Origin of the sequence: Streptomyces sp. URMC 126 (genome assembly GCF_051386555.1) — a bacterium.
Classification (GTDB): Bacteria; Actinomycetota; Actinomycetes; order Streptomycetales; family Streptomycetaceae; genus Streptomyces.
In genome coordinates this window covers 1-236 of sequence record NZ_JBPQTX010001343.1, presented here as the reverse complement: position 1 = coordinate 236, position 236 = coordinate 1, and the positions used below count along the sequence as shown (strand labels likewise).

Here is a 236-nt window from a genome sequence, read left to right as displayed (position 1 = left end):
AGCTCGCGCCGGATCGCCGCACCGATCTGCCGCTCCTCGTACGGGCCGACGAACGTCAGCACCGGATGCCGCTCCTCCGGCGGCGTGGTGATCGTCGACATCTCCCGGATGCCGGTGACCGCCATCTCCAGCGTCCGCGGGATCGGCGTCGCCGACATCGTCAGCACGTACACGTTCGCCCGCAGTTTCTTCAGCTGCTCCTTGTGCTCCACACCGAAGCGCTGCTCCTCGTCGAC

The 236-nt window shown here is 67.8% G+C and carries 1 protein-coding gene; it reads right to left on the bottom strand.

Translation table 11 applies throughout. The features are described 5' to 3' along the window. A partial coding sequence (locus tag ACSNOK_RS36200) for a hypothetical protein (RefSeq protein ID WP_436784889.1) occupies positions 1-236 on the bottom strand: 236 nt, incomplete at both ends.